At 63.8% G+C, this 25,515-nt stretch carries 27 protein-coding genes; 13 read left to right on the plus strand and 14 right to left on the minus strand.

The features are described from left to right. Positions 1–28 precede the first annotated feature (28 nt). Genes ACSQ3L_RS26455 through ACSQ3L_RS26480 form a run of 6 tightly spaced genes read right to left on the minus strand, consistent with a single transcriptional unit; the run spans position 29 to position 4,382 of the window. A complete protein-coding gene (locus tag ACSQ3L_RS26455) occupies positions 29–1,288 on the minus strand; it encodes an ABC transporter substrate-binding protein (protein ID WP_436162583.1) in 1,260 nt (419 codons plus the stop codon). A 48-nt stretch (positions 1,289–1,336) separates the two neighbouring features. Beyond that, the gene (locus tag ACSQ3L_RS26460; RefSeq protein WP_436162584.1) at positions 1,337–1,765 is read right to left on the minus strand and encodes a hypothetical protein; all 429 of its coding nucleotides are present in this window, start codon (positions 1,763–1,765) and stop codon (positions 1,337–1,339) included. Continuing rightward, a complete protein-coding gene (locus tag ACSQ3L_RS26465; RefSeq protein ID WP_436162585.1) occupies positions 1,762–2,817 on the minus strand; it encodes an aldo/keto reductase in 1,056 nt (351 codons plus the stop codon). The genes ACSQ3L_RS26460 and ACSQ3L_RS26465 overlap by 4 nt, the downstream gene beginning before the upstream one ends. Next, positions 2,814–3,167 (minus strand): TIGR04076 family protein, encoded by a 354-nt coding sequence (locus ACSQ3L_RS26470; protein WP_436162586.1) that lies wholly within the window; start codon positions 3,165–3,167, stop codon positions 2,814–2,816. Before ACSQ3L_RS26470 ends, ACSQ3L_RS26465 begins: the two co-directional genes overlap by 4 nt. A gap of 1 nt (position 3,168) precedes the next feature. Beyond that, positions 3,169–3,651, minus strand: a complete 483-nt coding sequence (locus ACSQ3L_RS26475; protein WP_436162587.1) for a DUF3830 family protein — start codon at positions 3,649–3,651, stop codon at positions 3,169–3,171. Beyond that, positions 3,648–4,382, minus strand: a complete 735-nt coding sequence (locus tag ACSQ3L_RS26480; protein ID WP_436162588.1) for a GntR family transcriptional regulator — start codon at positions 4,380–4,382, stop codon at positions 3,648–3,650. The genes ACSQ3L_RS26475 and ACSQ3L_RS26480 overlap by 4 nt, the downstream gene beginning before the upstream one ends. A gap of 127 nt (positions 4,383–4,509) precedes the next feature. On the opposite strand from ACSQ3L_RS26480, the gene ACSQ3L_RS26485 reads away from it, so the two are divergent. Genes ACSQ3L_RS26485 through ACSQ3L_RS26505 form a run of 5 tightly spaced genes read left to right on the plus strand, consistent with a single transcriptional unit; the run spans position 4,510 to position 9,242 of the window. Beyond that, a complete protein-coding gene (locus ACSQ3L_RS26485) occupies positions 4,510–5,310 on the plus strand; it encodes an ABC transporter ATP-binding protein (RefSeq protein WP_436162589.1) in 801 nt (266 codons plus the stop codon). Continuing rightward, complete coding sequence (locus tag ACSQ3L_RS26490; RefSeq protein ID WP_436162590.1) at positions 5,307–6,056, plus strand: branched-chain amino acid ABC transporter ATP-binding protein; 750 nt, start codon at positions 5,307–5,309, stop codon at positions 6,054–6,056. Before ACSQ3L_RS26485 ends, ACSQ3L_RS26490 begins: the two co-directional genes overlap by 4 nt. Continuing rightward, the gene (locus tag ACSQ3L_RS26495) at positions 6,053–6,961 is read left to right on the plus strand and encodes a branched-chain amino acid ABC transporter permease (protein ID WP_436162591.1); all 909 of its coding nucleotides are present in this window, start codon (positions 6,053–6,055) and stop codon (positions 6,959–6,961) included. The genes ACSQ3L_RS26490 and ACSQ3L_RS26495 overlap by 4 nt, the downstream gene beginning before the upstream one ends. Next, positions 6,958–7,941 carry a branched-chain amino acid ABC transporter permease gene (locus ACSQ3L_RS26500; RefSeq protein ID WP_436163531.1) on the plus strand — a complete coding sequence of 328 codons (984 nt, stop codon included), beginning with the start codon at positions 6,958–6,960 and terminating at the stop codon, positions 7,939–7,941. Before ACSQ3L_RS26495 ends, ACSQ3L_RS26500 begins: the two co-directional genes overlap by 4 nt. Continuing rightward, entirely contained in the window at positions 7,938–9,242 is a 1,305-nt protein-coding gene (locus ACSQ3L_RS26505; RefSeq protein ID WP_436162592.1) for an NAD(P)/FAD-dependent oxidoreductase, read from the plus strand. Before ACSQ3L_RS26500 ends, ACSQ3L_RS26505 begins: the two co-directional genes overlap by 4 nt. On the opposite strand, the gene ACSQ3L_RS26510 is transcribed toward ACSQ3L_RS26505, so the two are convergent. From ACSQ3L_RS26510 to ACSQ3L_RS26525, 4 genes are read right to left on the minus strand one after another with little or no spacing between them, the layout of a single operon-like run. Continuing rightward, the gene (locus ACSQ3L_RS26510; protein WP_436162593.1) at positions 9,239–9,907 is read right to left on the minus strand and encodes a GntR family transcriptional regulator; all 669 of its coding nucleotides are present in this window, start codon (positions 9,905–9,907) and stop codon (positions 9,239–9,241) included. The two genes, ACSQ3L_RS26505 and ACSQ3L_RS26510, sit on opposite strands and share 4 nt — an antisense overlap. Positions 9,908–9,923: 16 nt before the next feature. Next, entirely contained in the window at positions 9,924–11,228 is a 1,305-nt protein-coding gene (locus tag ACSQ3L_RS26515; protein WP_436162594.1) for an aspartate aminotransferase family protein, read from the minus strand. Between the two features lie 6 nt (positions 11,229–11,234). Next, positions 11,235–12,293 carry a phosphotransferase gene (locus ACSQ3L_RS26520; RefSeq protein ID WP_436162595.1) on the minus strand — a complete coding sequence of 353 codons (1,059 nt, stop codon included), beginning with the start codon at positions 12,291–12,293 and terminating at the stop codon, positions 11,235–11,237. After that, positions 12,290–13,591 (minus strand): ArgE/DapE family deacylase, encoded by a 1,302-nt coding sequence (locus ACSQ3L_RS26525; RefSeq protein WP_436162596.1) that lies wholly within the window; start codon positions 13,589–13,591, stop codon positions 12,290–12,292. The genes ACSQ3L_RS26520 and ACSQ3L_RS26525 overlap by 4 nt, the downstream gene beginning before the upstream one ends. 220 nt (positions 13,592–13,811) lie before the next feature. Between ACSQ3L_RS26525 and ACSQ3L_RS26530 the strand changes: the two genes are divergently transcribed. Beyond that, the gene (locus ACSQ3L_RS26530; protein ID WP_436162597.1) at positions 13,812–14,495 is read left to right on the plus strand and encodes a GNAT family N-acetyltransferase; all 684 of its coding nucleotides are present in this window, start codon (positions 13,812–13,814) and stop codon (positions 14,493–14,495) included. 71 nt (positions 14,496–14,566) lie between these two features. Further along, positions 14,567–14,905: a transporter substrate-binding protein gene (locus ACSQ3L_RS26535; protein ID WP_436162598.1), complete on the plus strand. Its 339-nt coding sequence runs from the start codon at positions 14,567–14,569 to the stop codon at positions 14,903–14,905. Positions 14,906–14,956: 51 nt separating this feature from the next. On the opposite strand, the gene ACSQ3L_RS26540 is transcribed toward ACSQ3L_RS26535, so the two are convergent. After that, complete coding sequence (locus ACSQ3L_RS26540) at positions 14,957–16,603, minus strand: acetolactate synthase large subunit (RefSeq protein WP_436162599.1); 1,647 nt, start codon at positions 16,601–16,603, stop codon at positions 14,957–14,959. A 198-nt stretch (positions 16,604–16,801) separates the two neighbouring features. Further along, on the minus strand, positions 16,802–17,701 hold the full coding sequence (locus ACSQ3L_RS26545; protein ID WP_436162600.1) for a LysR family transcriptional regulator: 900 nt from the start codon (positions 17,699–17,701) through the stop codon (positions 16,802–16,804). Between the two features lie 102 nt (positions 17,702–17,803). Here ACSQ3L_RS26545 and ACSQ3L_RS26550 point away from each other — a divergent pair, with 102 nt between their 5' ends. From ACSQ3L_RS26550 to ACSQ3L_RS26560, 3 genes are all read left to right on the plus strand, one after another. Next, a complete protein-coding gene (locus tag ACSQ3L_RS26550) occupies positions 17,804–18,793 on the plus strand; it encodes a zinc-dependent alcohol dehydrogenase family protein (protein ID WP_436162601.1) in 990 nt (329 codons plus the stop codon). A 232-nt stretch (positions 18,794–19,025) separates the two neighbouring features. Next, positions 19,026–19,322, plus strand: a complete 297-nt coding sequence (locus ACSQ3L_RS26555) for a zf-TFIIB domain-containing protein (protein ID WP_436162602.1) — start codon at positions 19,026–19,028, stop codon at positions 19,320–19,322. A 73-nt stretch (positions 19,323–19,395) separates the two neighbouring features. Further along, positions 19,396–20,382 carry a Tim44 domain-containing protein gene (locus ACSQ3L_RS26560; protein ID WP_436162603.1) on the plus strand — a complete coding sequence of 329 codons (987 nt, stop codon included), beginning with the start codon at positions 19,396–19,398 and terminating at the stop codon, positions 20,380–20,382. Between the two features lie 57 nt (positions 20,383–20,439). On the opposite strand, the gene ACSQ3L_RS26565 is transcribed toward ACSQ3L_RS26560, so the two are convergent. Next, positions 20,440–21,537 (minus strand): lactonase family protein, encoded by a 1,098-nt coding sequence (locus tag ACSQ3L_RS26565; protein WP_436162604.1) that lies wholly within the window; start codon positions 21,535–21,537, stop codon positions 20,440–20,442. Between the two features lie 199 nt (positions 21,538–21,736). On the opposite strand from ACSQ3L_RS26565, the gene ACSQ3L_RS26570 reads away from it, so the two are divergent. From ACSQ3L_RS26570 to ACSQ3L_RS26580, 3 genes are read left to right on the plus strand one after another with little or no spacing between them, the layout of a single operon-like run. Continuing rightward, entirely contained in the window at positions 21,737–22,288 is a 552-nt protein-coding gene (locus tag ACSQ3L_RS26570; RefSeq protein WP_436162605.1) for a MaoC family dehydratase, read from the plus strand. 2 nt (positions 22,289–22,290) lie between these two features. Further along, a complete protein-coding gene (locus ACSQ3L_RS26575) occupies positions 22,291–23,451 on the plus strand; it encodes a CaiB/BaiF CoA transferase family protein (protein WP_436162606.1) in 1,161 nt (386 codons plus the stop codon). Then, on the plus strand, positions 23,448–24,608 hold the full coding sequence (locus tag ACSQ3L_RS26580; RefSeq protein WP_436162607.1) for an extracellular solute-binding protein: 1,161 nt from the start codon (positions 23,448–23,450) through the stop codon (positions 24,606–24,608). The genes ACSQ3L_RS26575 and ACSQ3L_RS26580 overlap by 4 nt, the downstream gene beginning before the upstream one ends. An 11-nt stretch (positions 24,609–24,619) precedes the next feature. On the opposite strand, the gene ACSQ3L_RS26585 is transcribed toward ACSQ3L_RS26580, so the two are convergent. Beyond that, positions 24,620–25,459, minus strand: coding sequence for an amidohydrolase family protein (locus ACSQ3L_RS26585; protein ID WP_436162608.1), 840 nt, complete (start codon positions 25,457–25,459; stop codon positions 24,620–24,622). Between the last annotated feature and the right edge of the window lie 56 nt (positions 25,460–25,515).

Below are 25,515 nucleotides of genomic sequence, written 5' to 3' on the forward strand. Positions count from 1 at the left end.
ATCGATGCCGGACAAAAAGGAATGAAACCTACTGGAGCTTCGCCTGCAGGGCGTTGACGTCGTCGGTGGTCATTTCACCGTCGGTCGCCACCTTGCCATCGACGATCTTCCACAGACGGAACGGGCCGGTGATGTCGCCGTATTTGTCGAAGGCGACCGGACCGATGACGCCTTCGTAGCGGATCGGCTTGCCGTCCTTGATCAGCCCGAGCGCCTTGGCGAATTCTTCCTTGCCGGCAAAGATCGGCGTGCCGGCCGGGTCGACCGCCTTGTACATAGCGTCCTTGATCTTGGCTGGATCCTCGGAGCCGGCGATGGCGATGGCGAGGCCAACAATGGCGCCGGCATCATAGGAACGGTCGGCCGCAGGATTGGACGGTTCGATGCCGGAGAATTCCTTGTAGTTCTTGGTGAAATACTCCGTCGAGGCGGTCGGGCTGGTGCCGGACGACGTGCCATAGGCTTCCTTCAGATAGTCGGCGCCGACGGATTCGATGAAGTCAGGGCTGTTCATGCCGTCATTGAGCAGGAATTTCTGCACGCCGCCCTGCGAAATCCAGGTGCGGGCAACCGTGGCGCCGTCGACCGGCGTGCTGACGAGATAGAGCCCGTCCGGCTCGCCTGCCATGGCTGCCGTGACTTCCGAGGCATAGCTCGACTGCTTCTCGTTATAGGGCGTGTCGGAGACGATGGTGCCGCCGAGCGCTTTGTAGGCGCGCGAGAATTCGGCCACCATGTTGACGCCGAAATCGTTGTTGACATGGATGATCGACAGCTTCTTGAAACCTTTGTCGATGGCATATTTGGCCGCGGCGACGCCCTGCAGCGCATCCGAGGTGATGGTGCGGAAGAAGATGCCGTTGGTCTTGCCGTCGCGACCGAGCGCGGTCAGCGTCGGCGAGGACGATGCCGGCGAGACCTGGACGATCTTGGCTGGCGCGGTGACCGAGGTCAGGATCGGGATCGACACCGACGAGATGATGCCGCCGATGATGACCGGCACCTTCTTGACCTGAACCAGCTGGGTGGCGGCGTCGACCGCGATGTTGCCCTGGCTCTGGCTGTCGCGCGTGTCGGTCGCCAGGTCGCAGCCACGCACGCCGCCGGCTTCGTTGATGTCGCGGAAGGCCATCTCGACCGACTTGGCGCCGGCCTGGCCGTATTCGCCGGCCGGACCGGTCAGCTCCATGACGAGGCCGACGGTGATCTTGCAATCGGCGGCTTGCGCGGCACCTGCCATCGTGACGAGGGCGAGCGCGGTGGTGAGTTGGAGTATCGTCTTTGTCATTGTTGTTCCCCTTTCGTTACTCGACTGTATTTGAATTCTGGAGCCTGTTCAGCGTTCCGGCACCTGCAGCCAGGTTTCATGCAGATGTCGCCATTCGACACCGTTGGGCGCCGATGAACTGGTGGTGAAGACGGCGCTCGACTGGCGACGACTGTGGTTGCCCGCGCGCAGCTGCGCCTCGACATAAAGGACGACGATGGTATCGGCGTCCTGCCAGCCGGGCCGGATGTCCTCGATCGAAATGGCAAAACCGTCGTCGCAGGAGGCGCGGCTTGAGCGGACATGATCGACGACCGCTTCGCGATCGAGGACCTGCCCGTCCGGCGCCACCATGCTGAGGTCTTTGCCCATGGCGCGTTCGAAGCGGCCGAAGTCCACCGTATTGGCGCGCGCGGCGACGAACCAATCGACGAAGAAGCGATGCAGGTCGATGATTTCGGCGCTGGCGCGTGAAAACAGAGAGGGTTCGCCGGTCATTTCTTCCCCGCATTGAGGTTGTAATGCATGATCGAACCGTGACGACCGTGGCGGTCGCGCTCCAGCGTGTAGACGTCGCCCTCGAGGCCGGCGCCTTGTGCGATGACGGCAGCAATCCGCGTCCGGTCCTCGGCGTCGAGCGCAACGTCCATGATACCCGCATTGGCCAGTGCATGCGTCTGGTTGCGGGCGCCGACGATGACGGCGGCCACTTGCGGCTGCTCCAGCACCCAGGCACTGGCGATGGTGGCGATGTCGACACCGTGGCGGTCGCCAACGGCCTTCAGCGCCTGAAGGAGGTGTTGGAACAGCTCCCAGCCGCCGAAATCGTCGATGATCAGCTTGTATTTGACCAGCGAGCGGTTTTCGAGTGGCGTGACCGGCTCGGCCATATCTAGCCATTTGTCGCTGAGGAAACCGCCAGCAACCGACCCGTAGCAGAGGAAGCTGATGCCGTTCTGTTTTGCGAGCGCGGCAAGGCTGTTGCCCGGCCGCTGGTCGAGCACCGAATATTGCAGTTGCTGGCTGACGAGCGGAATGCCGGCCGCTAGAATTTCGGCCAGCCTCGGCGTGTCGAAATTGGTCGTGCCGAGATTGCGCACCTTGCCTTCGAGCCGCAGCTCGTTCAGCCAGCCCATCGCCTCGACATAGCGAGGCTGTTCATAGTCCCACCAGTGGAACTGCACGAGATCGAGCCGCTCGGTCTTCAGCCGCCGCAACGACTGGTCGACGATGCCCCTGATATAGTCGCGGCTGATGCTGGCCAACCGTTCCAGGTCAGGCACCAGCTTGGTGTGCACTTTCATCCTGGCCGCAACGTCGAGGCCACGCTCACTGGCCAACCGCAGCCGCGCCGCGCCGATCAGTTCCTCGACGCCGGTGTAGATGTCGGCGCAATCATAGGTCCAGATGCCGGCATCGAAGGTGGCGATCAGGTCGGCAACCGCTTGGCTGCGGTCGATGGCGCCGTGGCCGCCGGCCAGCTGCCAGCCGCCGCGGATGACGCGCGAGATGGTGTAGCCGGGGCCGAGTTCGAAGGTCTTGGCGGTCATCTCAGGTCATTCTCCTTCGGCAACGGCACGGCCGTGGTCTCGGCATGGCTGAACCGCCGCTTGGCCACCCTGACGATCCGCAGCCGGCTGGCGCAATTTGGATCGGGACAAGCGATCTCGGCGTCCGAGGTCATCCAGTCGTTCGGATGGGTTGGGCGCTGCTTCGCCGCCAGCAGCGGCAATACAGCCGAGATCGAATAGATCGAAAAACCCTGCCCTGCCGGCATCGACAGCATCTCGCCCTTGAGTTCGAAATAGTCGCCGGCCTTGGCACCGCAATGGATCGGCTTGCCCTCGGGAATGACCGCCTCGACGCGAAGATCGAAGAGTTCGAAACTGTCGTCGGCCATGTCACATCTCCACAAGACTGAAGGTGACGTCGCAGGCGCCGTTGCGGCGGATGACGCCGCAGGCGGCGGCGAAGTGATCACGCTCTTCGACGCGCACCTGCGCCACCACGCTGCCGGCCAGCCAGCCGATCGGGAACAAGAGCCGCGCGCCCTGCCCGTAATAGAGGCCGATGTCGAAGATCGCATTGGGATTGCCGCCCCACATGCGTGGCGGCACGTAGGACAGCACGATGTCGCCCGGCTGCGGCGTCAGCGTCGCGTTCTCCGCCGGCAACGGTTTTGCATAGGCCTGGCCGTCGATATCGGCTGATGGAACCGGACAGGAAATCTCAGGCCCCGTCCACATCGCATGGATGCCAGGGACGACGCGTGGCGTGCCGAGATAGGCCGAGAGGAAGGCAGCGTTTTCCGGCGCCTTCTCGGGCAGCAGCAGCGCCGTGACGGACAGCTTCGAACGTGGTTCGGTGATCCTGATGGCGGTCATGTCTGGTCTTTCGCGGCATTGGCCTGCAGCTTGCTGCGCAGGAAGGTGAAGGGTCGGCTGATGTCGGCGACCAGCGACTCGCGCGCCGCCTGCGCATCCTGCGAGGCCAGCGCCGTGACGATGCGGCGGTGATACTGGGCGGTGTCGACCTCGCCGGCTTCCGAGAAGGCGTAGATGGCGACACGGATGCAGGGACCCGATTGCAGCCACAGGCTCTCGATCATCGGGATTAGCACGGCCGAGCCGCAGGAGCGGTAGATCTCGAAGTGAAAGCTCTGGTTGAGCGTCACTTCGCGATCGACGTCCTTCTTGTGCTTCAGCGCCCGCATCTCGTCCCATTCGCCGAGAATGGTTTCGATTGTGGCGATCTGGCGCGGCCCCATGCGGGCGGCGGCCAGCGCGATCGCCTCGCCTTCGATCAGGATGCGCGCACGCAAGAGATCGTCGAGGCGCTCCAGTGTGATCGGCGGCACGCGCACCGAACGGTTAGGCAGCGCTTCCAGCGCCTTTTCGGTGATTAGCCGGCCGAGCGCCTCGCGCACCGGCATGGTCGAGGTGACCAAGGCATCGGCCAGGCCACGGATGGTCAGCACCTGGCTTGGTTCGAACAGGCCGCCGATCAGGGCGCGGCGCAGTTCGGAATAGACGCGGTCCTGCACAGTCTCGCGGCCGACCGGCGCAAGCTGGGCCGCGATCGCCTCGTTGTTCTTTTCGATGGCAGCCTTTTGCATGGAATTCCGTTCTTGGCCGGTTTTCGGCTTGCGGATGAAATTAAAGCCGAATAGCGTGATCAAAGCAAGTGTGATCACAAATCAATAATCAGGAGACGGCAATGATCGTCTTCGGCCAGAGGGTTTGATGAGCGAGGCAGCGGAAAGGCAACGGCAAGTGACCCGTGCGCCGGTTCTGACGGCGAAGAATGTCGTCAGGCGGTTCGGCGGCCTTGTCGCCGTCAACGACGTTTCGTTCGATGTCAAAGCGGGCGAAATCCTCGGCCTCATCGGTCCCAACGGCGCCGGCAAGACGACGATGTTCGATCTGCTCGCCGGCAGCATATTGCCGACCAGCGGCGAGATCCTTCTCAACGGCACGCCGGTCTCGGGCGAAGCGGCGCATCTGCGCATCGGCCGTGGCCTTGGCCGCACCTTCCAGATCCCGCGCCCGCTGCCCAATTTGACGCTGATCGAAAACATCATGCTGGCGGCACAGGGCCAGGCCGGCGAAAAATTGCTCGCCAATTTCGTCGCGCCATGGCGGGTGGCGGCGCAGGAGAGAGCCGCCAGGGCAAAGGCGCTCGATCTGCTGGCGCTCGTCACCCTCACCCACCTTGCGCATGAGCCGGCGCGCGTGCTGTCCGGCGGCCAGCGCAAGCTGCTCGAACTCGCCCGCGTCATGATGGCCGATCCGGCGATCATCCTGCTCGACGAACCGGCGGCCGGCGTCAACGCGACGCTGCTCGAAGTCATCATCGACCGCATCCGCGACATCAACGCGCGCGGCATCACCTTCCTGCTCATCGAGCACAATATCGACATGGTGACGCGGCTTTGCCATCGCGTCCTTGTCATGGCGAGCGGCCAGTTGCTCAGCGAAGGTACTGCGGAAGAAGTCGCGCGCGACCCGCGCGTCATCGAGGCCTATCTGGGAGGCGCCGCATGAGCGAAACCGTCCTCGATGTCCGCGACCTCGAAGCCGGCTACGAGCCCGGCGTGCCGATTGTGCGCGGCGCCTCGATCACCGTCGGCAAGGGTGAGATCGTCGTCGTTCTCGGTCCCAACGGCGCCGGCAAGTCGAGCTTCATCAAGGCGATCGCCGGTCTCGTCCCGATCACCGGCGGCACGGTGTTTCTGGACGGCAAGGACATCACTGCCGCACCGGCACACACCATGGTGCGGCTTGGGCTAGCCTTCGTGCCGCAGACCGAAAACATCTTTCCGCTGATGTCGGTCGAGGACAATCTGAAAGTTGCCTGCGGCATCCTCGAACGGCGCGAGATCCCTGCCCGCATCGAGGAGATGTATGCGGCCTTCCCCGACCTTGTCCGACAGCGCCGCACCGCCGCCGGCAACCTCTCCGGCGGACAGCGGCAGATGCTGGCCGTTGCGCGCGCCCTGATCGTCCACCCCAAGGTGCTGGTGCTGGACGAACCGTCCGCCGGCCTGTCGCCGAAATTCGTCTCGATGGTGTTCGAGATGCTGGCCGGCATCCGCAAGTCCGGCGTCACCATCCTTTTGGTCGAGCAAAACGCCAAGGCGGCACTCGCCATCGGCGACCGCGCCTATGTGCTGGTCGAGGGCAAGGACAGGCACCAGGGCATCGCCGCCGAACTATGGAACGACCCGGTGGTCGCCGAACTCTATCTTGGCCAGCGCCCATCGCAGGCGGGGAAAGGAGGCACGGCATGAGCCTGCAATTTATCGTCGACGGATTGCTGACGGGTTCGATGATCGGCCTCGGCGCCATCGGCGTGACGCTTACCTATTCGATCCTGCGTTTCTCGAACTTTGCCCATGGCGACTTCATGGCCTGGGGCACCTATGCGACGCTGGCCGTCGTCAGCACCATCGGCGCGACATTCGGCAAGGTGGCGCCGATCGCGCCGCTGTCCTTCGGTTGGCCGCTGATTGTCGCGCTGATCATCGGCATGGCGTTCACCGCTTTGCTGGCGCTGCTGCTCGACAAGGTGCTGTTTTCGCGGCTGCGCTCGCAAGGCCAGGCGATCATCGTGGTGATGGCGAGCTTCGGCGCCTCGATGGCGCTGAGAAGTCTGCTCGAATTCACCTTCACCTCGCGGCCGACCTATTTCAGCCGGGCGATCCAGATCGCCATGCCGGTCGGCTTCGGCATCCGCATCACACCCGACCAGATCGCGCTTTTGCTGTTGACCGCCGTGCTGGTGCTGGGCGTGCATCTGTTGATGACACGCACGCAGACCGGCCGCTCGATGCAGGCGCTGAGCCAGAACGCGGCACTCGCCCGCATCGTCGGCATCGACGTCGCCAGCGTGGTGCGCGTCACCTGGGTCATCGGCGGGGCGCTTGCCTGCGTGGCCGGCGTGATGATCGGCATTCTGGTGCAGATCCGTCCGTTCATGGGCTTCGACATGCTGCTGCCGATGTTTGCCGCCGCCATTCTCGGCGGCATCGGCAGCATCCCCGGCGCGGTGCTCGGCGGCCTGATCATCGGGCTTGCCGAAGCCGGAGCCGTGCAACTGATCGGCGCCGAGTGGCGCGCCGCCGTCTCCTTCATCATCCTGATGGCGGTGCTATTCGTGCGGCCGATCGGCCTTTTTGGTGTGAGGGAACGCTGATGGATCTGATCGGCTACGGCGCCTTCTTCCTGACCACCGCGCTGATCTTCTCGCTGGTCACGCTGGGGCTCAATTTGCAGTGGGGCCTGACCGGCCTGTTCAATGTCGGCCTCGCCGGCTTCGTCGCCATCGGCGCCTACACCTCGGCGCTGCTGACGACGCCGGACGATGCCGTGCGGCTTGGCGGCTTCGGCCTGCCGATCCTTGTCGGCTGGCTCGGCGCCATGGTCGTCGGCGGCATCGCGGCAGCACTGACCGGCATGGCAACGCTGCGACTGAGATCAGACTATCTGGCAATCACCACCTTCGGCGTCGCCGTCGTCGTGCAACTGGTCGCGCTCAACGCGCAGAAGCTGACCGGCGGGCCGTTCGGCATAGGCTTCATCCCGCGCCCCTTCGGCAGCCTTGCCGAGACGCCGCTGCTGTTCAACCTCTCCAACCTTGCTGTGGTCTCGGTCGTCACGCTGATCGCCTATCTCGCTTTGGAGCATTTGTCGCGCAGCCCATGGGGGCGGGTTTTGAAGGCGCTGCGCGAGGATGAGCGGGCGGCGATCTCGCTTGGCAAGAGCGCGCGTTTCTACCGCGTCCAGGCCTTTGCCGTGGGTGGCGCCATCATGGCGCTGGCCGGCGCGCTGCAGGCGCACTTCACCGGCTTCATCGCGCCGGACAATTATTTGCCGATCCTGACCTTCCAGGTCTGGGTGATGCTGATCGTCGGCGGCTCGGGCAGCAATCTCGGCGCCGTCATCGGCAGCATCCTGGTCTGGGCGATATGGGCCGGATCGGGCACGCTGACCAGCATCCTGTTCCCACCGGAACAGCAGGCTCGCGCCGCCGCGCTGCAGATCGCAGCGATCGGCGTCATGCTCTGCGTCATCCTGCTGGCCCGGCCGAACGGCCTGCTCGGCGACAGGCCGCGGCGGCCGTGGTTTGGCAAGCGGGCGAAGGTAGCGACGGCCAAGAGCATTTCCCCGTCATGAATGCCGCGGTTCGGCAGGAAGCGCATGGCGCTTCGCTCTGGCATGCCGTCAGCCGCGATCGTCGAGAGCGGCCGGCGCTGCAGAGCGGGCTCGATGTCGACCTGGCCATTGTCGGCGGCGGCTTTTCCGGCCTTTCAACCGCGCTGCACGCCGCCGGCAAAGGCCTTTCCGTCGCCGTTCTCGAAGCCGAATTCATCGCCTGGGGCGCGACCGGCAGGAATGCGGGCTTCGTCGTGCCGAACTTCGCCAAGATGGACCCGGCCGACATAGTGGCCCATCTTGGACCTTCGCGCGGCGAAAGGCTGATCGATTTCGCCGCCGGCAGCGCCGATCTGGTTTTCCGCCTGATCCGGCAGCACGGCATCGACTGCGACGCCGTGCAGAACGGATGGATCCAGCCGGCGCATTCGCCTGCCGCCTTCGAGAAGGTCAAGTCACGTGCCGGGCAATGGGCACAGCGTGGCCGACCGGCAGTCACATTGGATCGGCGGGAGATCGAAGCACTGACGGGCGTGCCAGGCTATGTCGGCGGCTGGATGGATCGTTCCGGCGGCGTGCTCAATCCGGTCGCCTATGCGCGCGGGCTCGCCGACGTGGCGGAGAAGGCCGGAGCGAAGATCTTCGAGCAGACGCGCGTCACCTCGGTTGATCGCATAGCCGATGGCTGGATGCTGAAAACGCCGACGGGATCGGTACGCGCCGCAAAGGTGCTGATCGCCACCAACGCCTATGGCCGGTCCCTCAATCCGACCTTGCAGCGAACCTATTTTCCGCTGAAGGTTTTCCAGATCGCGATAGCGCCACTGCCTCGTGAAATACGCAGCCGGTTGCTGCCGGGCGGGCAAGGTGTCGGCGACACCAGGCGCAATCTGTTCACCTTCCGCTTCGATGCCGAAAACCGGCTGATCAGCGGCGGCATGCACATCCTTGGCGCCGGCGCCGATACGCGCGTCCCGCGGACGATCTGGCGAAGGCTTGGCCGTCACCTCGACCTGCCCGACTTGCCGCCCGTCGCCTACAGCTGGTCGGGAATGGCTGCCGTCGAGCCGGATTTCCTGCCGCACCTCATTGACCTCGGTTCCGGCCTGATTGCCGGGCGTGCCTGCAACGGCCGCGGCATCGCCATGACCACGGCGATGGGCAAGGTGTTGGCCGATTGGGCCACTGGAACCGACGCCCGCGACCTGCCGTTGCCCTTCGCGCCGCCGGCGCCGATTCCGTTCCATCCTGTGCTGCGGCATGCGCCCAACATGCTGCTCGGCTGGAGCATGCTGCGCGACCGGCTGGACAGGTCGAGCTAGGCCGACAGTCGCTTGGCAGCGTCAAGGTTTGCCGACAGCACGGCGGCCGCCATCGCGATGTCCTCTTCTATGAAAACCCGCACCTTGGGACCACTGCGCTGCTCCAGTGCAACTACGATCTTGCGATGCGCGTCGTTCGACTGCGGGATGTAGCGATCGGCCTGCATCAGCAGCTTGAGATAGGGGCCGACACGTCCCCAAAGGTCGCGGATCATGTTGAGCAAGATCGGCGCGCCGGCGTGCTGGTAGATGGCGAAGTGGAACGCCTCGTTCAATGAGAGATAGGCCCTGGCGTCGCCGGCCTCGATGGCACGCTGCATGCCGGCGAGCGTCGCCTGTATGTCAGCCAGCCCGCTTTCGCTCATCCTGGTCGCCGCCATCTCGCCGGCCAGTCCCTCGACGGCGATGCGGATGCGCGTCAGCTCCTCGAAGGCAGGCGCGGACAGCAGGGGCACAATGACCGAGCGGTTGTTTTGCATCTCCAGCAGCCGCTCGGCGACGAGCCTTTGCAGCGCCTCGCGGATCGGTGTCGTCGAGATGCCGAAGGTGTCGGCGAGCTTGCGGATGACCAGCGTCTGGCCCGGGCTGAAGCCGCCGGAAATCAACTCCTGCTTGAGCGCGCCATAGGCGCGGTCATTCAGGGTTTGATGTTCGAGCTTCAGCATGGGCGGTCTGCTCCGATCACCAGTTCGACAGCGCGCGATCGAGCGTCTCGGCCAGTTGCTCGGCATTGTCCCTGGCAAACGGCAGTGGCGGCCTGATCTTCAGCACATTGCCGCGCGGACCGCACGACGAGATCAGCACGCCGTCCTCGCGCATGGCTTCTACGACCGCCGATGTCTTGGTGGCGGCCAGCGCCTCGTCGCCGTCCGCCATCAGCTCGACGCCGAAATAGAGGCCGTTGTGCCTGATGTCGGCGACCGCGCCATGCCGGCTCTGCAGGGCGCGCAGCAGCTCAGCCGTATAGGCGCCGACATTGCGCGCATTCTCGATCAGTCCTTCACCTTCGATCACCTCCAGAACGGCGAGGCCGACGGCGGCAGCGACCGGATTGCCGCCGAAGGTGTTGAAATAACCGGTGTTCGAGCCGAAGGAGGCGACAAGTTGCGGCCGCACCAGCACGGCGCCCATCGGATGCCCGTCACCGATCGGCTTGCCCATCGTGACGATGTCGGGCTCGATGCCATAATTGGCGAAGCCCCACATGCCCTGGCCGAGCCGGCCGAAGCCAGACTGAACCTCATCGGCAATGACGATGCCGCCGGCCTTTTTCACATGGTCGGCCGCCTCGCGCATCACCGCCGCATCCGGAAAGAAGATGCCATCGCTGGAAAAGGCCGAGTCCAGAAGCAGCGCCGCCGGCTTGATATTGTTTGCACGCATGTCGTCGATGGCGGCGGCGACATTTTTGGCGAAATCGCGTGATGCCTTGCCATGGTCGCGGAACATGTCCGGCGCTGCCACGGTGCGGTGTTGCGCGGGTACGCCCTTTGCCCCGACCGCCGCCGGCGACAGTTGCGCCGTCGCGATGGTGGCGCCGTGGTAAGCGAAATCGGTGATGATCACACCGGTGCCGCCGCTGGAATGCTGGGCGATGCGGATGGCGAGGTCGTTGGCCTCGCTGCCAGTGCAGGTGAACATGGCGTGGCCGAGATGGGCTGGAACGGTGCCGAGTAGTTTCTCCGCGTAGTCGAGGATGATCTCGCTGAGATAGCGCGTGTGGGTGTTGAGCGTGGCGGTCTGCCCCGACAGCGCCTCGACGACGCGCGGATGGCAGTGCCCAACCGAGGCGACGTTGTTGTAGGCATCGAGGAACTTGCGGCCCTGCGCATCGTAGAGCCACACACCGCTGCCACGCACCAGATGGATCGGGTTGCGATAGAAGGCGCGGTAGGTTGGCCCAAGCAGCCTGGCGCGGCGTTCAAGCAGCGCGCGCTCCGATGCCGCTACGTCGGCGTTTGCAGCATATGGCGAGGATTGAGACACGAGCTTCTACTCCGGATTGGAATGGTCGAGAAAATAGCGGCGGGCATCAGCGGACGACAGGCCGTCCAACCGTTCGAGCGAGGCCCAGACCTCGCTGGCGAGGCGCAGCACATAGTCGCGCTTGGCCGGGAAGCGCTCGGCCTGCCAACTGGCGATGTTGACGATGAGCGCAAGGCGAGCACGGATCAGTTCGAAAAGAATGCCGATCTCGTCCTCCTCCAGTGGTTGGACCGACTGATAACCTGCGACGAAGCGCGCGGCCGGCGCCAGCGGATGACCTTCCGCCGGCCAGCGATAGACGGCGCCGATGGCGAGGTCGCAGATCAGCGGCGAATGGATCATGTCGCCGAAATCGAGAATGCCGCTCACCACCTCGGGCCGCGAAGCATCCATCACCACATTGTAGGAGTTCATGTCGTTGTGGACGATCTGGGCGCGCAGTTTCGGAATGACCGGCGCAGCATGCTCCTCGAAGGAGTCCATCGCACGCTCGACCATGGCCCTCCGGCTCGGATCAGTGATGTGCGCCATCATCGGCCGCGTCTTGGCGACCTTGCGGATATCCCAGAGCAGGTCGCTGCCAGCGGCGGGATGGAAGAAACCGCGCAGCGCCCGGCCGAGGCGGGCGAGGAAGATGCCGAGATTGCGATCCTGCGCTGCTGACGTGGGCGAGAGCGACAGCAGTTGGCCTGGCAGATAAGTGACCAGCCGGATGATGCGCGGCGCCGATCCGGCGACGCTGATCGCAAACTGCGCTTCGTCCTCAAGGCTTTTGCGCACCGAGGGAACCGGCAAGGTTGGGTCGACCGCAAGGATGTGGTCGAGCGCCTTGTTCTGGAAATCGGTGAATCCGGCTTCTTCCGCCGGATGGGATATCTTCAGGACGAATTCGCCCTCGCCATCGGTCTGAATATGGAAATTGTGGTCGCGTTCGCCAGGCAGCGGACGCGCCGAGCCGGTGAGCCCGTAGTGCCGGCGCAGGACGGCCTGCGCGTCAGCGGTCGAGACATCAGGCGCGTCCTCGGCGAGTGTTTCGCCGAACGCATCGGGGACGGCCGCATTCATATCCTCGCCTCCGGATTGATGCGTTCGAGCCCGCACCAATCGGCGATGAACAACGCGATCGTCTGGGTGACCTTGCGCACCGAGTCGAGATCGACGGCCTCGTCATAGCCATGCGGCATGCGGCAGATCGGGCCGTAGACGATCGCCGGCGTGTCGGCATAGAGGCCGAAGAAACGTGCATCGGTGGTGGCCGAGGTGACGTGCTCCGTCAACGGCTCGCCCCAGACGGCTGTGTGGCTGCGGCGCAGTACTGCTTCCATCTCGTCGACACCCTCCAGTACATAGCCCTCGGCCATGAGGCCATTGTAGGTGAGGCTCGGCGGACGATTGGCCAGGAACGGATCGGCTCGGGCCGCATCGGCGATGCAGGCCTCAAGCTCGGCCCTGGCATCCTCGAGCTTTTGGCCGGGATAGGTTGCGACGCGCATTTCGAAGACACAGCGCGCCGGAACGCTCGATGTCCACTCGCCGCCTTCGATCTTGCCGAGATTGAAGCGGATCGGGTGCGGATGGTCGCAAAAATGCGGGTCATCGACCTTGCGTGCGTTCCATACGATTTCGAGCTGCTTCAGCGCCTGGATGATGACGAAGGCCTTTTCGATGGCATTGGCGCCGGCCGAAAATGCACCCGATGCGTGCTGCGGGTCGCCGTCGACCTCGACCCGGAACCAGATCGGCCCGACCTGCGCCCGCATCAGCCGCGGTTCCAGCGGTTCGGGAATGAAAGCGGCGTCGGCGCGGTAGCCGCGCTGCAGGCAGGCGAGCGCGCCGTTGCCGGTGCATTCCTCCTCGACCACCGACTGCAGGTAAACCTTCGCGGCCGGCTGATAGCCAAGGCTGCGCAAGGCGGTCAGCGCATAGAGGCAGGCGGACAGGCCGGCTTTCATGTCGCCGGCGCCGCGACCATGCATCCAGCCATCCTCGATCGCCGGATCGTAGGGATCGCGCACCCAGCGGTCGAGCGGGCCAGTCGGCACGACATCGATATGCCCGTTGAGGATCAGCGAGCGGCCGGTCGCGTTTCGCGGCGTGTGAGTGGCAACGATATTGAAGGCGTCGTCATAGGAAACCGCCACGGGTGAAAAACCCGGGAGTTCGCGTATCGCGTCGACATCGACGCGCCACATGTCGACCGCGTAGCCATCCGCCTCGTAGGCAGCTGCCATGAACGACTGCGCGGCGTGTTCCTCGCCGCGCTGCGACGGAAACCGCACGAGGTCTTGCAGAAACGCGACCTGCCGCGCGAAGCCGTCATCGACCGCGCTCAGAATGGCCTCGTCCGCAATCCGCTCAGGCATCATATTTCACTTTCATCCGAATGGTGTATCATATCTCATATGCCATTCCTGTGAAATGCAAGAGGCATACGTGCCAAACTTTCAGTCCAGGACTTGCCGTTCGACGCCGCCATGGTCTTCGATGCTGCCATAGTCTTTGGGGAGTTGGCATCGGCCGCGGCGAGCCGGTACTGCTGTTTCTGCAAGACTTGAGAGGAATGCGTTGATCACCGAAAATCCGATGCCCGCCGAAGTTACCGAACTCGCCATTGGCTACCATCGCCTGCCGGTGGGCAAGCTTGCCAATGCGGTGACGTGGATGGAGGCGCGCTCGCCGCAGCCCGATCTCGCGCACCCCTTGGCCATGACGCGGATCACGACGCCCGACTGCGCTTCCTACCGGGCGATCTTTTTTGAGATCGGCGCGCCCTGGCTGTGGGACCGCGTTTCCGAAATGTCCGATGCCGAGATCGCGGAGCATTTTGCCGATCCGCGCCAGCATCTCTACTACGGCTACGATGAGAGCGGCGCGCATCTCGGCATGGTCGAATTCTTCGTCGCCGACAGCCGCGAGATCGAGATCACCTATTTCGGCCTGTTCCCGTCCTTGACCGGCCGAGGGTTCGGCAAGCGGCTGATGGCCGGTGCCCTGGACCTCGCATGGCGCCTCAACCCGAACCGCATCTGGCTGCACACAAGCAGCTTCGACCATCACAGCGTCATCGGGTTTTACAGTGCCTGCGGGTTCGTGCCCTTCGCGACCGGATTTGAGATTGTCGACGATCCCCGGATCAAGGGAACCTTGCCGCGCGACGCCGCACCGCAGATTCCGCTGATTGAGGCAGGTGCTGGCAATCCCTCGGCCGACAATGCCAAGGGGGCTGCGGTCTCGCCAGAGAACCGAAGGGCTGCCCAGGCGCAATGAGAGCAACTCCGCAACCCGCCACGAATGCGTCGCCGCATCACCGCCGATGGGTCCGCTGCGAGACAGCACTGGTGGCGGGTCTTGCGGCGCGCGAGGCCGACATCTTGAGCTTCCGCGAAAAGTTCGGCCAGGAGAAGATGGTCAACGGCATCGGCGAGGCAGGCTACAACGACCTGCATCTCTATGCGCTGGCCGCCGAAAAGGCCGGATCGCTGAAGGACGACGACGTGCTGGCGGCGCTGCCGTCGATCGAGTTCGACGCGCCGCAAGGCAAGATCCGCGTCGACGCCACCAACAACCACACGCTCTGCCATTCCTATGTCGGCAAGGCGGCGGCCGACGGCATCGGCTACGAGATCGCTAGGGATTTCGGCACCATCGCGCCGGTAACGCCCTACTGCAAGGTCTAGGAACCTCGGCTGCGACTCCAGGCGATAACGATGGCGGCGTTGCCGCTGTCGTTAGGGCGCCGGGGTCGCCGGCAGCCGCTCGCGCAGCTCGTCGACAAGCACCTTAATGTTTTCGGAATAGTCGATTGGCACGACGACGAGATGCACGCCGCCGCCGGCGAAGGCCTGTTCCAACGCTGGCCGCAATTCGGCGATCGCGCCAACCCGGGTCCCCCTGGCGCCATAGGCCTCGGCATATTTCACGAAGTCGGGGTTGCCGAAGGTCATGCCAAAATCCGGAAACTCGTCGACTGCCTGCTTCCAGCGGATCATGCCGTAGGCGTGGTCCTCGAGCAGCAGGACGACGAGGTTGAGCTTGAGCCTGACGGCGGTTTCCAGTTCCTGGCTGTTCATCATGAACCCGCCGTCGCCGCAGATGGCCATGACACGGCGCTGTGGATAGAGCAGTGCCGCCATCATCGCCGACGGCAGGCCCGCTCCCATGGTGGCCAACGCGTTGTCGAGCAGCAGCGTGTTTGCCATGCGCGTCCGGTAGTTGCGCGCGAACCAGATTTTGTACATGCCATTGTCGAGGGCGAGTATCCCGTCCGCCGGCATCACGGCGCGCACATCATGCACGATGCGCTGCGGCGTGAAGCGATCCTCGGTGGCGCGCGCGGCGATCCGGCTCAAAATACCTTCACGCAGCGGCAGCAGCGCCTGTGCATTGGGGATCTTGCCCTCGATGCGGTCGGCCAGCAACGCCAACGAAGGGCCGAGGTCGCCGACAATCTCCGCTTGCGGGAAATAGACCTGCTCAACATCGGCTGTGAGATAGCCGACATGGATGACCTTGGGACCCTTGGCGCCCATGATGAAGGGCGGTTTCTCGATCGTGTCGTGGCCGATGGTGATGATCAGATCGGCCTGCTCTATGGCTTCGTGCACATAGTCGCGCTCCGAAAGTGCTGCCGTTCCCATGTAGAGTTCGGTTCCGCCAGGCACGGTGCCCTTGCCCATCTGCGTGGTGAAGTAGGGAATTTGCGTGCGCAACACGAACTGCGCGAGATCGGAGGTCGATCGCGGCCGCGACGCCGCCGCGCCGAACATCAACAGCGGACGCTTGGCCTCCATGATCATCCGGGCAGCGCGATCGAGCGCGACCGCACTGGCCAGGGGCAGTTCGACGGGATGCGTCGGTACCAGCGCGACCGCTTCGCACTCCGCCGCTGCAATGTCTTCCGGCAGCTCCAGATGCACCGGGCCTGGACGCTCTTCCTGGGCGACACGAAAGGCTTCGCGCACCAGCGACGGGATCATCTTCGGCGAGACGATCTGACGCGACAGCTTGGTCAGCGGCTTCATCGCCGCGACGATGTCGACGATCTGGAAGCGTGCCTGCCGGGATGACAGGATGCCCTTCTGGCCGGTAATCATGATCATCGGCATCGCGCCGAGCAGCGCATAGGCGGAACCAGTCGAAAGATTGAGCGCGCCTGGGCCAAGCGTGGTGATGCACACACCTGGCTTGCCGGTGAGCCTGCCATAGGTGGCGGCCATGAAGGCGGCAGCCTGCTCGTGGCGGGTCAGGATCAGCTGGATCGAGGAGCGGCGTATGGATTCGACGATATCGAGATTTTCTTCGCCCGGAATGCCGAAAATCCGTTCGACCCCTTCGTTTTCGAGGGCCGCGACGAACAGATCCGAACCTTTTGTCATAAACCCTCCCGCAATGCACTCAATCCGCCGGCCACTTTCATATGGCACTGGAACGCCACGCCTCAAAGCCGAAGCGTGCACTCTTTTACCGGCTTTGCAGAAGAAACCCGAATTGTGTCCTTGTTGTCGACGACCTTTGCCGCCGCGCCAAGGTCAGGGGATATTGGCGCGATCTTTACCGAGAGGCGGACGCTACGGTTACGCCATCGATTTCGGCAAGGCAGCCGCCAGCGCGTCGACGGCAAGCCGCACCTTCAGCGGCAGATGCGGCGTTTTAAGCCAAAGCGCGTAGCAGTCGTAGAGATAGCGCGGCTCATCCGGCAACAGCGCCACCAATGCGCCGGTCCGGATGCGCTCCCTGATCAGCCAATAGGGCAGCCAGGCTAGGCCCATGCCGTCGGTGGCCGCGTCAGCGATGGCATCGAGATCGTCGAGCCGCAGCCGGCCGGTTGGCATGATCTCCTGCGCGGGTTGCCCCTCGCGCGCAAACAGCCAGGGCTGAACGACCTGGCCAAGGCGGCGGTAGACAATCGCTTGATGGTCGGCGAGATCCTCGATCTGTCGCGGTTCGCCATGAATTCTGAGATAGGAGGGTGCCGCGCAGACGATCATACCCTGGCGGGCGACGCGGCGCGCGATCACGCCGGCCTTGTCGTCCAGATCACCGGTGCGGATAGCAAGGTCGTAGCCGTCCTCAGCGAGATCGGCGAAGCGATCGCTGAGCGACAGGTCAAGTTCCAGCATCGGATATTGCTGGGCCAGCCGCAGCAGCACGGGTGTCACGCAGTGGCGGCCGAAATGCGCCGGCATGGTGACGCGCAGTTTTCCCCGTGGTTCTGAAAACTGGTCGGCGAAGGCATCGGCGGCATCGGCCTCGGCCAGCACAAGCCGGCAACGTTCATAATAGGCGCGGCCGAAATCGGTCAGGCTCTGCCGGCGCGTGGTTCGGTTGAGCAGCCGCACACCCAGCCGGTCCTCGAGAAACCGGACATGCTTGCCGACCATTGGTCCGGAGAGATCAAGCGCGACCGCCGCGGCCGCGAACGAGCCGAGGTCGACCGCCTTGACGAATACGGCCATGCTCTCAAGCCGATCCATATTCGGAACTCCTGGTTTCTACTGTTCTCCTTCCACGGCCATTTATCTCCGAAAATCCTAGCTGCATAGCACATTCGGTTCAGACGATTTGGAGTATCCCGAATGACACGTGTGGTTCGCTTTCACCAGCATGGTGGCCCCGAGGTTCTGCGCATCGAGAATGTCGACCTTCCCCGACCCGGTCCGGGCGAAGTTCAAATCCGCGTCAAGGCACTCGGCCTCAATCGCGCCGAGGCGTTGCTACGTGCGGGCACTTACATCGAGACTCCGACGCTGCCCTCGGGGCTGGGCCTCGAGGCAGCGGGTATCGTCGAGGCGGTGGGCGAAGAAGTGGGGGATTTCGCACCGGGCGACAGCGTCAGTGTGATCCCGCCGCAATCGATGATCCGCTGGCCGGCCTATGGCGAGCGTGCCACCTATCCCGCCGGGCTTATGGTCAAGCATCCGCCATCGCTCGACTGGCAGACGGCAGCGGCCGTCTGGATGCAGTACCTCACCGCCTATGGCGCGCTGATCGATATCGCCAGGTTGCGCAGTGGAGACCACATCGTCATCACAGCGGCATCGAGCAGTGTCGGGCTTGCCGCGATCCAGATCGCCAACAAGGTTGGTGCGACCGCGATCGCCGTGACCCGGACATCAGCAAAGAAGCAGGCGCTGCTCGGCGTCGGTGCGGCGCATGTGGTGGCCTCGGCGGAGGAGGATCTGTCGGCATGCCTGAACCAGATCGCCGGGGCGCAAGGCGTACGCGTCGTCTTCGATGCGATCGGCGGGCCTATCTTCGAGCCGCTGACGGAGGCGATGTCTAAGGGCGGCACCCTCATCGAATATGGCGGCCTCAGCCGCGAGGCGACGCCCTTCCCGCTGTCAACCGTGCTGGCCAAGACGCTGACACTGCGCGGCTACCTCGTGCATGAGATCACCGGCGACCCGGCAAAACTGGAGGTCGCCAAGACGTTCATCGTCGAAGGTCTGCAGAGCGGGACGCTCAGACCGATCATCGACAGGACCTTTGCGTTCGACCAAATCGTCGAGGCGCATCGCTACCTGGAATCGAACCAGCAGTTCGGCAAAATCGTGGTGACGATTTGAGATCGTGGTGACGATCTGAGATCGTGGTGACGGTTTGAGCAGAGATGGCGAACAAATCATTCTCGCAGGCAATGTCGCTCTTGAAGGCGCGGCGCGGCATTCCTAATTGTCCGGTGCGGGCCGGGCCCCTCTGACTATCGCCTCTGGTGATTGTGATGTCGGACCGCTTTAACGGGTCCGTTTCCATTCTTTCGGTCAAGCGGACTCATTCCTTCTCGGTTTGGAGCCCCGTATGACATCTTCTTCTCTCCTTGGTATGGTTTGTCCCTCCTGTCGCGTCGCGCTCGTGATGAGCGAACGCCAGGGTATCGAAATCGACTATTGCCCGCAGTGCCGCGGCGTCTGGCTTGATCGAGGAGAACTCGACAAGATCATCGAGCGTTCCGGCAGGGATGCCTCGCCCGCGCCGCAGCCGGCAGCATTCTCCCAGCCGCAACACGGCCAGGGCCGCGATGACGATTATTCCCGCTCGCACGGCCACCGCTATCCGAAGCGGAAGAAGTCATTCTTCGAAGAGCTGTTCGACTGACCGCATGACGCCCGGCAATCCAGGCCGGCGTTTGCTGAAACTTCCGAGACGCATCGACAAAGGTTCATTTCCGATGATTTCCCGCACAAGCCGATTTGCAGCTCTCTTTGCAGGACTGTTCCTGGCATTCTCCATGGTCGCGATGGATCATGCCGAGGCGCGGCGCGGCGGCAGTTTCGGCAGTCGTGGCATGCGTACGTTCCAATCGGCACCGCCGACCAGGACCGCCCCGGCGCCGACCGCTCCAGTCGAGCGTTCGATGACGCCAAACACCGGTGTGAACAACGCGGCCCGGCAGCCGCAGGCCGGCCCGCAGAGGCCCGGCTTCATGAGCGGCTTCGGTGGAACAATGATGCGCGGCCTGCTGCTCGGCGGCCTGATCGGCCTGCTCGTCGGCCAAGGCTTCGGCGGCCTGGCCGGCATGTTCGGCTTCCTGCTTCAGGCGCTGCTCATCGGTGGCGCGATCATGCTGGCCATCAGGTTCTTCCGCTCGCAATCCGCGCGTGGTCCCGCGCCGGCGCTCGCCGGTGCCGGCAATGGCCAGGCTTCGCGATTTGAGAACCGCGCAACGGCACAGCAACAGACTGCGGGCTCCTTCACAATTCCCGGCTTTGGGAGCGGTTCGGGCGGAGGCTCGCCGGCCGCCGGCTCTGACGAGATCAGGCTGGCCCAGACCGACCTCGAAGCATTTCAGCAGTTGTTGACCGATGTCCAGGAGGCATTCGGACGCGAGGACCATGCCGCTTTGCGCCGGGCGACGACCCCCGAGATGGTATCCTATCTGTCGGAAGAACTGGCCGACAATGCCCACAAAGGCCTCAGGAACGAGGTGACGGACATCGCTTTGCTGCAGGCCGACATCGCAGAGAGCTGGCGTGAGGATAACCGCGACTACGCCACGGCCGCATTGCGCTACGAGTCTCGTGACGTGACCCGCGAACGGGCCAGCGGCAAGGTCGTCGAGGGCGACGATGAACATCCGACGGAGACGACCGAGCTGTGGACATTCGTGCGTGAGAACGGCTCGAACTGGAAGCTATCGGCCATACAACAGGCTTGAGCCCGAGCCGGTTTTGTCCGACGCTTCGACGTAGATATGATGTGCGGTTGCAGGCGTTCAGCGCACGATCTTGACGCACATCGGCGTGCCGATCTCGATGGCGCGCCCGGTGTCGCTCAGCATGCCGGTCTCGGTGTCGCGGGCGAAGATCGAGATGCGGTCGCCATTCTGGTTGGCCGAGAACAGATGGCCGCCTGACGGCGTCAGCGCCAGGTTGCGCGGCGTCGCACCGCCGCAGGGGATATAACCGACGAGGGCCAGCGCGCCGGCCTGCTGGTCGACGGCCATGATGACGACGCTGTCATGGCCACGGTTGGAGCCGTAGACAAAACGGCCATCCGGCGAGATCTGGATATCAGCGCAATGGTTGCTGTCGCGCGCCTCGGCCGGCACCGCCGGCTGGGAATCGATGATGGAGAGCTTGCCGGTGGCTTCGTCCAGCGCCATCGAGACGATGGTCGAATCCAGCTCGTTCATGACAAAGACGAAGCGGCCGTTCGGATGCAAAGCGAGATGGCGCGGGCCGGCGCCGGGCGGCAAAGCGGATTCGGCGAGTTTGCCCAGGCTTCCGTCCTTGCCGATCCGGTAGGACACCAGCCGGTCGATGCCGAGGTCGGCGACGATGGCTGTTCCCCCGGCAATGGTTTCGGTGACGCTGTGGGCATGCGAGCGTTCCTGCCGCGCCGCATTCGGGCCGCTGCCCTTATGCGAGATGCTGGCCAGCGGCGTTGTCAGCGCGCCATCCTTTTCGAAACCAAAGACCGTCACGGCGCGATCCGGACCGCCCTCGCCCATGCCGTAATTGGCGACCAGCAGCTTCGTCCCGTCGCGCGTGATGGTGTTGTGGGCGGTGATGCTTCCGAGTGATGGCTGCTTGTTCAGGTAGCTGAGCGTGCCCGAGGCACGATCGAAGCTGTAGGCCGAGACCGTACCCTCGCGCCAGGTGAAGACTTCAGAGTTGGCATAGATCCGCGCGCCATCCGGCGTCACCGACAGGAAGGTCGGATTGTCGACGTCATCGGTCTCGGTCAGTTTTCGCGTTTCCAGCGTTTCCTCATTGAAGCTGTAGACGCTGAGGCCGACGCCGCGTGCGCCCTGAAAATAGGGCGCCTCGCGGTTCAGGCTGCCGACAAAGACCAGACACTCCTTGCGCATGATTTCCTCCCTGCCCGCCAGCGCCGGCGGCTTGCGGGAATGGCCAAAATTTCGCCTGTTCACGCTTGCAACGCAATCCCATATGTGAAAATACTATTTACAAAAGAAGATTGATGGGAGGAGACGTCTTGAATTTCGACGCCTCGATAGGCTTTCCGACTGATATAACGTACTCCACGCAGGGCTGGCGGAGCCAGCTATGAGCGACTTCGCGCCCACCGTCGGCGTTGCCTCGACGCACCCCAAGAACATGCCGCCGGACCATGCCGCGCTGCCGGTGTGGAATGCCGAGAACTGGTTCTATGAGGATTGGCCGGTCGGGCAGAAAATCCGCTCATTGCGGCGCACCATGGCCGAAGGCGACAGCCATTTGTTCAACACGCTGGTGCTCGACATCCACCCCTATGTGCAGGACCAGATGTTTGCCGAGAGCGAAGGCATTTTCGGCAAGCGGCTGATCGCCGGCGCTTTCGTCTTTTCGGCGGGCCTGGGGCTGGTCGCCACCAATTGCGTCAACGCCTTTTCCTATGGCTACGACAGACTGCGCTTCATAAAGCCTGTCTTCATTGGCGACACGATCTATTCGATCCGCTCCAACCTCGACAAGAAGCCTCGCTACAAGGAGATGGGGCTGATCCGCGCCAGCTATGAAGTGTTCAAGGGCGAAGGTGAGCTCGTTCTCTATTGCGAGCATCTGCAGACGGTGAAGTACCGCAACCCTGCCGATTTCGTCGGCAAGACGGAGAAATAGAAATGCCGGCAGCAGTCGAATTGCCGCTTGCCGGTCTCGTCGTCGTCGACATGAGCCAGTTCTTGTCGGGACCCTACTGCTCGCTCAGGCTGCTCGATCTCGGCGCGCGCGTCATCAAGATCGAGCGTCCGGATGGCGGCGACCTGTCGCGCCGGCTCTATCTCAGCGACACCGAGATCGGCGGCGATTCAACGATCTTTCATGCCATAAACCGGGCCAAGGAAAGTCTTGCCATCGACCTCAAGAACGAAGCCGATCTCGAGGCGCTGCGCGGCCTTCTGGCCAAGGCCGATGTGCTGATCCAGAATTTCCGGCCGGGCGTCATCGAGCGGCTCGGCTTGGACTACGAGGCTGTCCGCAAGATCAACCCGCGGCTCGTCTATGCCTCGATCAGCGGCTATGGCGGGGACGGGCCATGGGTCAAGCGACCCGGCCAGGACCTGCTGGCGCAGGCGCGTTCCGGCGTGATGTGGCTGAATGGCGACGAGGACCAGGGGCCGGTACCGTTCGGTCTTGCCATCGGCGACATGCTGGCCGGTGCCGCCTGCGCGCAAGGCATACTGGCAGCACTGGTGCGGCGCGGCATCACCGGCCAGGGCAGCCATATCGAAACCAGCCTGCTGGAAGCGCTGGTCGATTTCCAGTTCGAGGTGCTGACCACGCATCTCAACGACGGCCGCCGCTTGCCCAGGCGCTCCAGCTTTCGCAGTGCTCACGCCTATCTCTCAGCGCCTTATGGCGTCTATCCGGCGAAAGACGGCTACCTCGCCATCGCCATGACGCCGATCCCCAAGCTGGCCGACCTGCTGTCGCTTAGTGAATTGGCGCCCTACCGCGACAAGCCGGCATCCTGGTTCACGGCGCGCGACGACATTAAGGCAATCATCGCGCAGAGGATCGCCACCAAGACCATCGACGAGTGGCTTGATATCCTGGAGCCAGCCGACATCTGGTGCGCCAAGGTGCTGACCTGGCCGGAGATGCTGGCGAGCGAGGGGTTTCAGTCGCTCGACATGCTGCAGACGGTGACGCGTGAGGACGACGTCTCGATCCTCACCACCAGTTCGCCGCTCCGGGTCGATGGCATCAGAGCCAAGGTCGATCGGGCGGCGCCCCGCATCGGCGAGCACAGTGCTGCAATCCGCGAGGAGTTCGGCCTGTGAGCGTGCCCACACTCAAGGGCATGACCTGGAGCCATCCGCGCGGCTACGACCCGATGGTCGCCTGCTCATCGCTATGGAATCAGAAGACCGGCATAGCCATCGAATGGGACAAGCGCTCGCTGCAGGATTTCGAATCCTTCCCGGTCGAGGAACTGGCGCGCGCCTACGATTTGATCGTCATCGACCACCCGCATGTCGGCCAGATCACGGCTGAGCGCTGCCTCGAGCCGCTGGATGTCGCCGGCCGCGAGGCAGAGTGCGCAGCCCTTGCCTCAGGCAGCGTCGGCCGGTCCTATCCAAGCTACAACTGGCAGGGGCGACAGTGGGCCTTCCCGATCGACGCGGCGGCCCAAGTTCAGGCATGGCGGCCGGACGCGCTCGATGCGCCGCCAGCGCGCTGGAGCGAGGTACTCGACCTCGCCCGGCAAGGCCGTGTGCTGCTGCCGTTGCGCCCGCCCCATGTGCTGATGGTGTTCTACACGCTTGCCGGCAATTTCGGGCATCTCCGCACCACCGATCCATCCCACGATCTCATCGACATCGTGGCCGGCAGCGACGTCTTCGAGGCGATGCGCGAGATTGCCGCGCTCGTCGATCCGGCGTGTTTCGAGATGGATCCTATTGCCGTCTCGGAGCGTATGACGGAAGCCGATTCCCGGATCGTCTGCGCACCGCTGATCTATGGCTACGTTTCCTATGCGGCGGCTGGTTTTCGCCCGCACCGGCTAGCCTTTGCTGATATCCCCGTCATCGGCTCCAGTGGTCCGATCGGTTCGGCGCTTGGCGGCACAGGGATAGCGGTGTCAGCCTTTTCCAAGGCCAGAGATGCCGCCATCGACTTCGCCTATTGGGTCGCCAGCGGCGATGTCCAACGCGGCCCCTATGCCGCTGCCGGCGGGCAGCCCGGCCATGCAGCGGCCTGGGAGGATCAGACCGTCAATGAAGCGACCGGCAATTTCTATCGGGATACGCGCGCGACGCTGGAAGGCGCATGGGTGCGGCCACGCCATGACGGCTACATGGCGTTCCAGCAGGCGGCATCCGACCGCATCCTTTCCGGCATGACTTCCCGGCACAAAGCCGCCGAAGTCGTTGCCGATCTCAATCGCCTGTTTCGGGAAAGTACCCTGGTGCCCGGCGCTGCCGGCAAATCGTGAACGATCCCGGCTTAGTCGAGCCGCCAGAGTTTGCGAGCATTGCCGGACAACAGCCTGTCGCGTTCGGCAATGCTGCAGCCTGAGAGCAGCGCATGGGTCGCCGCGACCCAGGTCGACAGGCCACCGCCGAGCGTGCAGACTGGCCAGTCGCTGCCCCAGACGACGCGGTCCCAGCCGAATGAATTGATGGTGTGCTCGACGTAAGGCCGCAGCGTCTCGGCCGTCCAGCTGCCAGCATCGGCATAGGCGACGACGCCGGAAATCTTGGCCATGACATTCGGGCGCCGGGCGATCTCGCTCATATGCTCGCGCCACGGGTGCTCGGCTCCGCCCTTGATGTCGGGCACGCCGCAATGGTCGAGGACGAACTGCACATCCGGCGCCAGGTCGGCAAGCGCGATCGCCTTCGGGATCTGGTGCGGCAGCACGACAAGATCGAAGGTCAGGCCAGTGCCGCCAAGCCGCTTGATGTTGTCCCGGAACAGCGCGCCTTCCGAAAGGTCGTCAGGCACGACATGGAGGACGCGACGAAAGCCTTTTACGAACGGGTTCGCCCGCTGCCGTTCGAGATAGGCCGCGAAATCCCCTTCCTCGGGACGGCATGACGCTATCGCACCCGCCAGCATGCTGCCGGGTTGCCGCGACAGCCCCTCGACACGAGCGGTCTCGGCCTCGATGTCGGCTGGGTCGACATCGACCTCCATATGCAGCACGCGCCCGACGCCGACACGATGCGCCTCCACGGCGTAGTCCTCATAGGAAAAATCGCGATTAAGCGCCGGCACGCCGGTGAGCCAGGGATAGCGCAAAGCCGAACGGTCGATGAGATGCAGATGGGTGTCGATGATCATGGTGAGGCTCCTCCCTCCGGCTTTTTCAAATCATCTCACGGAGGAATTGTTCATTC

Origin of the sequence: Mesorhizobium sp. LjRoot246 (assembly GCF_964254115.1) — a bacterium.
Lineage (GTDB): Bacteria > Pseudomonadota > Alphaproteobacteria > Rhizobiales > Rhizobiaceae > Mesorhizobium.